Raw genomic sequence first — 9,503 nt, 5'->3', positions numbered from 1 at the left:
TTGAATGTATGCACAAATCAAATGTGGGAGCTGGCTTGCCTGCGATGAGGCCCCTCAGAACGCCATCAAGCCTCAGGCCAGAACGCCCGAATGCCTGCCACCCCCTGAGCCCCGGCCTCCCAAGCCTGCTCACGCTCAGCCGGTCCTACCCCGCCCAGCAGGAACACCGGCTTGCTGAACCCACTGATTAACTGCGCCGCCTGTTCCCAACCCAGCGGTTGTGCATCGGGATGCGTCTGGGTCGGCTGCACCGGCGACAGCGTGACAAAATCCACATCCATCTGCTCGGCCAGGGCCAGCTCTTCGGCGTTATGGCAAGACGCCGCCAACCAGCGGTCCTTGCCGAACGGGCGACCCTTGCTCGCGTACTTGCGCAGTTGCGCCGAAGTCATGTGCCAGCCGGCGGAAGGAAAATCACCCAGCCATTCGAACGGCCCCTTGAGCATCAGTTGCGCCTTGCCGGCACACAAGCCCACCGCGTCCACCGCCAGATCACGGTACTTGGGGTCGTAACCGTTGGGCGCACGCAGCTGGACCAACTTGATTCCGCCGGCGATGGCTTTCTGGATGCCACGCAACAGCGTCGGGGTTTCCAGCTCTCCTGGCGTGATCAGGTATTCAGCCGGCAAACGTGCCGCAGCCACAATCGGCGCATTCGCCGCCGGGAACTCATAGTCGAGCAGGTCCCGAGGGGCCACCCATTCCAGCGGCTGCCCTTCGGCGCCATGGGGTTCGCCGGTGAACGACGAGACTTCCCAGACATCCAGCAAAACCTGTTTGTCCGGGTAGTCGTGCTGAACCTTGATCAACGGTCGCGCGGTGGTGACCTGGATACCCAGCTCCTCCTGCAACTCGCGGGACAGCGCGGCAGAGACCGACTCATCCGCCTCCACCTTGCCCCCGGGAAACTCCCAGAGGCCGCCCTGGTGCTGGGTATCGGCGCGGCGCGCGAGCAGAATCCTGCCGTCGACGCTCCGAATCACCGCTGCTGCTACATGCACTCGCTTCACCGCATTTTCCCTCTGGCTATCAGGTGCGGTATTCCGCATTGATCTTCACGTACTCGTGGGACAGGTCGGTGGTCCAGATGGTTTCGCTGCAATCGCCGCGACCCAGCTCGATACGGATGGTGATCTCTTCCTGCTGCATCACCGCCGATCCCTGGGCTTCGGTGTAAGTCTCAGCACGAGCGCCGCGGCTGGCAATGCATACACCGCTGAGGAACACGTCGATCTTGCTCACATCCAGATCCGGCACACCGGCACGCCCCACGGCGGCAAGAATGCGCCCCCAGTTCGGGTCGGAGGCGAACAGCGCGGTCTTGATCAGCGGCGAATGCGCCACGGTGTAGCCCACGTCCAGGCATTCCTGATGATTGCCGCCGCCATTGACTTCAACAGTGACGAACTTGGTGGCACCCTCACCGTCACGCACGATGGCCTGGGCCACGTCCATGCACACTTCGAACACCGCCTGCTTCAATGCGGCGAACAGCGGGCCGCTGGCCTCGGTGATTTCCGGCAGGTTGGCCTGGCCGGTGGCGATCAGCATGCAGCAATCGTTGGTCGATGTATCGCCGTCGATGGTGATGCGGTTGAACGACTTGTTGGCGCCGTCCAGGATCAGGCTGTGCAGCACGTCGCGAGAGACTTTGGCGTCAGTGGCGATGTAACCGAGCATAGTGGCCATGTTCGGACGGATCATGCCCGCGCCCTTGCTGATACCGGTGACGGTGACGGTCACGCCGTCGTGCACGAACTGGCGGCTCGCACCTTTCGGCAGGGTGTCGGTGGTCATGATGCCGGTGGCCGCGGCCGCCCAGTTATCCACAGACAGGTCGTCCAGCGCGGCTTGCAGCGCACCTTCGATCTTTTCCACCGGCAGCGGCTCACCGATCACACCGGTGGAGTACGGCAGCACCTGGCTGGCATCCACACCGGCCAGTTGGGCCAGCTTGGCGCAGGTGCGCGCGGCGGCCACCAGGCCAGGCTCGCCAGTACCGGCGTTGGCGTTGCCGGTGTTGGTCAGCAGGTAACGGATGTTGCCGGCCACACGCTGCTTGGCCAGGATCACCGGCGCAGCGCAAAAGGCGTTGAGGGTGAACACACCGGCAACGGTCGAACCTTCGGCACAGCGCATCACCACCACGTCCTTTCGCCCCGGACGCTTGATGCCGGCCGAAGCGATACCGAGTTCAAAACCGGCAACCGGGTGCAATGTGGGCAAAGGACCAAGACCAACAGCCATGAATGCGCTCCTTAAAATGTGGTGATGTCTGTGCCGTCGTACTCGACGGTGAAATTAATGGCAAAACGCCGCGACGGCAAAGGCCAGTCGCGGCGCAAGGTATTGCAGTGTCAGGCAAAAATCTTAGTTGATTTCGCCGTGGCAGTGTTTGAACTTCTTGCCCGAACCGCACCAGCACAGTTCGTTGCGGCCCAGCTTCTGATCGTTGCGCACCGGAGTTTGGGCCAGGGCCACGTCGACCTCTTCGCCCAACACTTCCGGCTGCTCGAGGCCCGGGGCTTCGTCATGCTGGAACTGCATGCGCGCGGCCAGCGCCTCGGCCTCTTGACGCAAACGGGCTTCTTCCTCGGCCGGGTCTTCGCGACGCACCTGGACGTGGGACAGCACGCGAATCGAATCGCGCTTGATCGAGTCCAGCAATTCGGAGAACAGCGTGAACGACTCGCGCTTGTACTCCTGCTTCGGGTTCTTCTGGGCATAGCCACGCAAGTGGATACCGTGACGCAGGTGGTCCATGGTCGACAGATGGTCTTTCCACAGATCGTCCAGCACACGCAGTACGATTTGCTTCTCGAAGGTGCGCAGCGCTTCGGCGCTCGCCTGCTCTTCTTTCTCGTTGTACGCGACCAGCAGGGCGGCCAGCAGTTTTTCGCGCAGGGTTTCTTCGTACAGGTGGTCGTCTTCGTCCAGCCATTGCTGAACCGGCAAGTCGACGCCGAAGTCGCTCTTCAACGACGCTTCCAGGCCGGCAATATCCCACTGTTCAGGCAGGGACTGCGGCGGAATGTGCGCGCTGACGGTAGCGCTCAATACATCCTGACGGAAGTCTTCAATGGTTTCGCCAATGTTGGTGGCCGCCAGCAACGTGTTACGCATGTGATAGATCACTTTACGCTGTTCGTTGTTGACGTCATCGAACTCGAGCAATTGTTTGCGGATGTCGAAGTTGCGGCCTTCAACCTTGCGCTGGGCCTTCTCGATGGCGTTGGTCACCATCCGGTGCTCGATCGCCTCGCCGGACTGCATGCCCAGGGCCTTCATGAAGTTCTTCACCCGGTCCGAGGCGAAGATGCGCATCAGGCTGTCTTCCAGGGACAGGTAGAAGCGGCTCGAACCGGCATCACCCTGACGACCGGCACGACCACGCAACTGGTTGTCGATACGGCGCGACTCGTGACGTTCAGACGCGATCACCTGCAAGCCACCGGATTCCAGCACGGCTTGGTGGCGCTTCTGCCAGTCAGCCTTGATCTGGGCGATCTGCTCGGGGGTCGGGCTTTCCAGGGAGGCCACTTCCACTTCCCAGTTACCGCCCAACAGAATGTCGGTACCACGACCGGCCATGTTGGTGGCGATGGTCAGCGCGCCTGGGCGACCGGCCTGGGCGATGATCTCGGCTTCTTTTTCGTGGAACTTGGCGTTGAGGACCTTGTGCTCGATACCTTCCTTGTTGAGCAGGTTCGATACGTGCTCGGAGGTCTCGATGGTTGCGGTACCCACCAGGATCGGACGCCCCTGGGCCATGCCTTCTTTAATGTCGTTGATGATCGCCGCGTATTTCTCTTCGGCGGTCAGGAATACCAGGTCGTTGAAGTCTTTACGCGCCAACGGCTTGTTCGGCGGAATGACCATCACGGCCAGGTTGTAGATCTGATGGAACTCGAACGCTTCGGTGTCCGCCGTACCGGTCATGCCGGACAGCTTGTTGTACAGACGGAAGTAGTTCTGGAAGGTGGTGGACGCCAACGTCTGGCTTTCGGCCTGGATGTTGAGGTTTTCCTTGGCTTCGATGGCCTGGTGCAGGCCTTCGGACAGACGGCGACCCGGCATGGTACGACCGGTGTGTTCGTCGACCAGCACGACCTGGCCGTCCTGGACGATGTACTCGACGTTGCGGTGGAACAGCTTGTGGGCGCGCAGGCCGGCATACACGTGGGTCAGCAGGCCCAGGTTGTGCGCCGAGTACAGGCTTTCGCCTTCTGCGAGCAAGCCGATCTGGGTCAGCATGTCTTCGACGTACTGGTGGCCCGACTCGTTGAGCTCGACCTGACGGGTCTTCTCGTCGATGGTGAAGTGACCTTCTTTGGTCACCACGCCTTCCACTTCCTCGACGTGCTGGGTCAGGCGCGGGATCAGCTTGTTGATTTCGGTGTACAGGCGCGAGCTGTCTTCGGCCTGGCCGGAGATGATCAGCGGAGTACGGGCTTCGTCGATCAGGATGGAGTCGACTTCGTCGATCACGGCAAAGTTGAGTTCGCGCTGGAATTTTTCTTCCATGCTGAACGCCATGTTGTCGCGCAGGTAGTCGAAACCGAATTCGTTGTTGGTGCCGTAGGTGATGTCGGCGGCGTAGGCGGCGCGCTTCTCTTCGGGCGGCTGGAATGGCGTCACCACACCGACGGTCAGGCCGAGGTATTCATAGAGCGGGCGCATCCAGTTGGCGTCACGGCGGGCCAGGTAGTCGTTCACCGTCACAACGTGCACGCCCTTGCCGGACAGTGCGTTGAGGTAAACGCCCAGGGTCGCCACCAGGGTCTTGCCTTCACCGGTACGCATTTCGGCAATCATGCCTTCATGCAAGGTCATGCCGCCGATCAACTGGACGTCGAAGTGGCGCATGCCCATGACACGCTTGCCGGCTTCACGGGCAACCGCAAAGGCTTCGGGCAGCAGCTTGTCGAGGGTTTCACCTTTGGCTATGCGGGCCTTGAACTCTTGGGTCTTGGCGCGCAATTGCTCATCCGACAGAGCAACCATCTGCTCTTCGAGGCCATTGACCAGCTGCACCGTCTTGAGCATGCGTTTGACTTCGCGCTCATTCTTGCTTCCAAAAAGTTTCTTTAACAAAGGCGCAAACATATCGGCAGGTTCTTCCACACATAGGGATGGAGGGCGCACCGTCAGTGGCCCGAGCAGCCCTCACGGCCGCATGCGAACGCGCATTCTACCCGGATTCGTGGGTGAGGAAAGTGGCGTTGTTCCCCGATGCTGGCATGGTGCTGTGAGAGGGCTTGTTTAAAATAAGGGCTTTTGCCGGAACTTCAACCCATGCGGCGCAGAAGTTACCGATTGATTTCACCGGCAAAGTCCTGTCGGGACGTGTCCCAACGGGGAATACGAGCGCTTTCTGCTAAGATGGCAGCTCTGTTACTTAAGGTGTCCAACAATGGCATTTCGCCCTATCACAGCCCGCGCACCCGCCGTGTTGCTTCGCGAAGCCAGACCGTTAAAAGCCATTTTCGGGCATGCCCAACGCCTGGGCCGCCTGCAACGCCTGCTTGACAGCCAACTGCAACCCGCTGCCCGGGAACACTGCCATGTGGCCTCTTTGCGCGAAGGTGACTTGCTGTTGATCGTCACCGACGGTCATTGGGCGACCCGCCTGCGCTATCAGCAAAAACGCCTGCTGCGCCAGCTGATGGTGTTCGATGAGTTCGCCAACCTGCGGCGCATCCAGTTCCGCGTACAGCCCCCCACGACCCCGCCGGTGCCGGCCGGGCACGCGCCGGACCTGTCCACGAACGCCGCCGAAACCCTGCAGGAAACCGCCAGCGGCATCAGCGATCCGGGTTTGCGCGCGGCGCTGGAGCGGCTGGCCGCCCACGCCAAGCCCAAACCCTGAACGTTATTTGCGCTTGCTGCCACCCAGCAACGAGCCCAGCAAGCCACGCACCAGTTGCCGTCCCATCTGATTGGCGGCCTGTTGCATCGCCGATTTCAGCGCCTTGCCGGCGGTGGTGCCCAGGAAGGCGCCAGCCTTGTCGGTAAAGCTCGGTTCCTCGCCGGCCGGCTTGGCCTCCTCGGTCGGCCCCAATTCCTTGCGTGCCATCAACACTTCGTAGGCCGACTCCCGGTCGATCGGTTTGTCGTAACGCCCCTGCAAGGGCGAACTGGCGACCAGCGCCGCACGCTCGGCATCACTGAGCGGCCCGATTCGCGATTGCGGCGGCGCCACCAGCACGCGCCGTACCACCTCCGGCGTGCCCTTTTCCTGCAAGGTGCCCACCAGCGCCTCACCCGTCCCCAGCTCGGTCAGCACCGACAAGGCATCAAACTCGGGGTTGGGCCGAAAACCATCCGCCACTGCCCTCAAGGACTTCTGCTCTTTGGCGGTGAACGCCCGCAAACCATGCTGGATCCGCAACCCCAGCTGCGCCAGCACGGTGTCAGGCAAGTCGCCCGGGGACTGGGTGACGAAATACACCCCGACACCTTTGGAACGAATCAAACGCACCACTTGTTCCAAACGGTCTTGCAACGCCTTGGGCGTATCGGCAAACAACAAGTGAGCTTCATCGAAGAACAATGCCAGCAGCGGCTTGTCAGCATCGCCCCGCTCAGGCAATTGCTCGAATAACTCCGCCAGCAGCCATAACAGAAACGTTGCATACACCTTGGGCGCTTCATGCACCAGGCGGCTGGCATCCAGCAAGTGAATGCGCCCGCGACCGTCGGCGGCGGGGTGCAGAATATCTTCAAGCTGCAGGGCCGGTTCGCCGAACAGGGCTTCGGCGCCCTGCTGCTCCAGCACCGCCAGGCGCCGCAACAGCGCCTGACTGGAGCCGGTGGTCATTAGCGCAGCATCTTCACCCAGCAACTCCGGGTGATAGCGCAAATGGTTGAGCAGTGCCTTGAGGTCCTTGAGGTCCAGCAACAAGAGGCCTTCGCGGTCTGCCACTTTAAAGGCGGCGTACAGGGCCGACTGCTGGCTGTCAGTCAGTTCCAGCAGACTGCCGAGCAACAACGGCCCCATTTCGCTGAGGGTGGTGCGCAAGGGATGACCGGACTGCCCGTGCACATCCCACAACGTGACGGGGTAAGCCTTGGCCGTGTAGTTCAGGAAAGGCATTCCGGCGATGCGCTCAGCCACCTTGCCCTGGGGCGTGGCCGCCGCACCGAGGCCGCACAGGTCGCCCTTGATATCTGCTGCGAATACCGCAACGCCTGCATCGCTGAAGGCCTCGGCCAGACGCTGCAACGTAACGGTCTTGCCCGTGCCCGTGGCGCCCGCGATGAGCCCGTGACGGTTGGCCAGGCGCATGGACTGGCCGATGGGCTGACCGCCAAGGTCGGCACCGATAAGGAGTTGCGTGGAGTCAGGCATTTCGTCACCCATGGTTAATCTTTAGTGCGAATTGGCGCGCTTCCACAAGATCGCGCCTTGGATATAAAGACCTTAGCGGACGCTACAGGCGTTGAACAAAAATCTGCGCTGCCAGACAGCGAAACGGTGATCGAGGCGTTGCAAGCCACCCTGCGAGCCTGCACCGACCTGGAACAACAGGCCGCACGCCTGAAACAATTGGTGGGCAGTTTCCGCATCTGATCCAGCAGCCCGCCGCTCACTCGGCGGCGGGCTGTCATTCTTCTTCAGTCTTACGCTTGCGCTGCTCCCGTTCCCACAACTCGGCGGCACCGGGAAAATCGGTGCCATCCTCACTGTCCAGCTCGTCCGGGTCGAATCGGCTCAAACAACCCTCTCCCAACGTCGCCGGGGCCTTTGAGGTGGCTTTGTCCAATGGATCACTCATCGATCAGTCCTCTGGGGGCAAAGAAAAAGGGCCTGGGACGATTTAACGCCCAGGCCCTGTGTTCTTCAATCAAAACCGCCGATCAGAACACGACGGTCTTGTTGCCGTGCACCAGCACGCGGTCTTCCAAGTGGTAACGCAGGCCACGGGCCAGGACCATCTTCTCGACATCCCGGCCAAAACGCACCATGTCTTCGATACTGTCGCTGTGGCTGACGCGTACCACGTCCTGCTCGATGATCGGACCGGCATCCAGCTCTTCGGTCACATAGTGGCAAGTTGCACCAATCAGCTTCACACCGCGCAGAGAGGCTTGGTGGTAAGGCTTGGCGCCCACGAACGACGGCAGGAAGCTGTGGTGGATATTGATCACCTTGCCGGCGTATTCACGGCACAGTTCCGGCGGCAGGATTTGCATGTAGCGCGCCAGCACCACCACATCGGCTGCGTGCTGCTTGACCAGCCGCGAGACTTCGGCGAAGGCCGGCTCCTTGTCCTGAGGATTGACCGGTACGTGGTAGTACGGGATGCCGTGCCATTCGACCATGCTGCGCAGGTCGTCGTGGTTGGAGATCACGCAAGCGATCTCGCAGTCCAGTTCATCACTGTGCCAGCGGTGCAACAGGTCGGCCAGGCAATGGGATTCACGGCTGGCCATCAACACCACGCGTTTTTTCTGCTCGGTGTCGGTGATCTGCCAGGTCATCGAAAACTCTTCGGCAATCGGCGCGAAGGCCTCGCGGAAGGCCTCAAGACCGAAGGGCAGCGAATCGGCACGAATTTCGTGACGCATGAAGAACCAACCGCTGAGATTGTCCGAGTGATGGCTCGCCTCGGTGATCCAGCCATTGTGGGCGGCCAGAAAGTTACTGACTTTGGCAACGATGCCAACCCGGTCCGGGCAAGCGATCACCAGCCGAAAAGTGCGCATTAGGGGAAAACTCCAGAACTTCGCAAAGGCGGTCATTCTAGCGATTACGCAGAAAAACTGCAGTATTCCTTGGCGCTTATTCTGGTGTCTCGACCTGGCTACGCCCCTTAATAGCGTATGGTTTTACCACCGCTATATGAAGCGCCCGCAGTGACTCGAGCAATATCCCAGGGTTTAAGAAAATTATCTTCGGGCATACGACCTACTAATTAATTCGATTGCAGGGCATTTCCAAAACAATCAAAGCAATTCACATAAATACACTCTTACATGTTTACTTGCAGAAATTGCCTGACTATTATTAGGCCACTTCCCTGCCAATCAGCGCTTTACACAAGGTATATCCACATGTCTCTGATCAACGAATACCGTGCCACCGAAGAAGCGATCAAAGAGCTGCAAGCCCGTTTGAAGAACCTGTCCCAAGACGACAAACTGCAAACCGAGCTGGAATTCGAAGGCAAACTGCGCGCCCTGATGGGTGAGTACTCCAAATCCCTGCGCGATATCATTGCGCTGCTGGATCCGGAGTCGAAAGTTAAAGCACCGCGTGGCGCTGTAAAAACTACCGGCACCAAACGTGCTCGCAAGGTCAAGCAATACAAAAACCCGCACAACGGCGAAGTGATTGAAACCAAAGGTGGCAACCACAAAACCCTGAAAGAGTGGAAAGCCAAGTGGGGCGGCGACGTGGTGGAAGGCTGGGCTACCCTGCTGGGCTAAGCACAACAGAGCTTGCACTTGAGTCCGCCCTAATAAAAAACGCCAGCTTGCTGGCGTTTTTTTATTTTCCG

9 protein-coding genes are annotated in these 9,503 nt (G+C 60.2%); 3 read left to right on the top strand and 6 right to left on the bottom strand.

The features are described from left to right. Positions 1-65: 65 nt before the first annotated feature. The 3 genes from ACW9IN_RS12820 to secA form a co-directional block, all read right to left on the bottom strand. A complete protein-coding gene (locus ACW9IN_RS12820) occupies positions 66-1,010 on the bottom strand; it encodes a Nudix family hydrolase (protein ID WP_457366212.1) in 945 nt (314 codons plus the stop codon). Positions 1,011-1,029: 19 nt separating this feature from the next. Next, the gene (gene argJ / locus ACW9IN_RS12815; protein ID WP_457366211.1) at positions 1,030-2,247 is read right to left on the bottom strand and encodes a bifunctional glutamate N-acetyltransferase/amino-acid acetyltransferase ArgJ; all 1,218 of its coding nucleotides are present in this window, start codon (positions 2,245-2,247) and stop codon (positions 1,030-1,032) included. 123 nt (positions 2,248-2,370) lie between these two features. Continuing rightward, positions 2,371-5,106 carry a preprotein translocase subunit SecA gene (gene secA / locus ACW9IN_RS12810; protein WP_457366210.1) on the bottom strand — a complete coding sequence of 912 codons (2,736 nt, stop codon included), beginning with the start codon at positions 5,104-5,106 and terminating at the stop codon, positions 2,371-2,373. A 307-nt stretch (positions 5,107-5,413) separates the two neighbouring features. Between secA and ACW9IN_RS12805 the strand changes: the two genes are divergently transcribed. Beyond that, positions 5,414-5,869, top strand: a complete 456-nt coding sequence (locus ACW9IN_RS12805; protein ID WP_457366209.1) for a DUF721 domain-containing protein — start codon at positions 5,414-5,416, stop codon at positions 5,867-5,869. 3 nt (positions 5,870-5,872) lie between these two features. Here ACW9IN_RS12805 and ACW9IN_RS12800 read toward each other — a convergent pair whose 3' ends face one another. Then, the gene (locus ACW9IN_RS12800; RefSeq protein WP_457366218.1) at positions 5,873-7,351 is read right to left on the bottom strand and encodes a helicase HerA-like domain-containing protein; all 1,479 of its coding nucleotides are present in this window, start codon (positions 7,349-7,351) and stop codon (positions 5,873-5,875) included. 57 nt (positions 7,352-7,408) lie between these two features. Here ACW9IN_RS12800 and ACW9IN_RS12795 point away from each other — a divergent pair, with 57 nt between their 5' ends. Further along, positions 7,409-7,573, top strand: a complete 165-nt coding sequence (locus tag ACW9IN_RS12795; protein WP_457366219.1) for a hypothetical protein — start codon at positions 7,409-7,411, stop codon at positions 7,571-7,573. A gap of 34 nt (positions 7,574-7,607) precedes the next feature. Here ACW9IN_RS12795 and ACW9IN_RS12790 read toward each other — a convergent pair whose 3' ends face one another. Together ACW9IN_RS12790 and purU are read right to left on the bottom strand one after the other, a co-directional pair. After that, positions 7,608-7,778, bottom strand: coding sequence for a hypothetical protein (locus ACW9IN_RS12790; RefSeq protein ID WP_457366208.1), 171 nt, complete (start codon positions 7,776-7,778; stop codon positions 7,608-7,610). Positions 7,779-7,860: 82 nt separating this feature from the next. Continuing rightward, complete coding sequence (gene purU, locus ACW9IN_RS12785) at positions 7,861-8,709, bottom strand: formyltetrahydrofolate deformylase (protein WP_457366207.1); 849 nt, start codon at positions 8,707-8,709, stop codon at positions 7,861-7,863. A gap of 348 nt (positions 8,710-9,057) precedes the next feature. Here purU and mvaT point away from each other — a divergent pair, with 348 nt between their 5' ends. Next, positions 9,058-9,432: a histone-like nucleoid-structuring protein MvaT gene (mvaT, locus tag ACW9IN_RS12780; protein ID WP_016970296.1), complete on the top strand. Its 375-nt coding sequence runs from the start codon at positions 9,058-9,060 to the stop codon at positions 9,430-9,432. Positions 9,433-9,503: the final 71 nt, after the last annotated feature.

It is taken from the genome of Pseudomonas sp. SDO5271_S396 (assembly GCF_054071795.1).
This window is presented reverse-complemented; position numbering and strand designations above follow the sequence as displayed.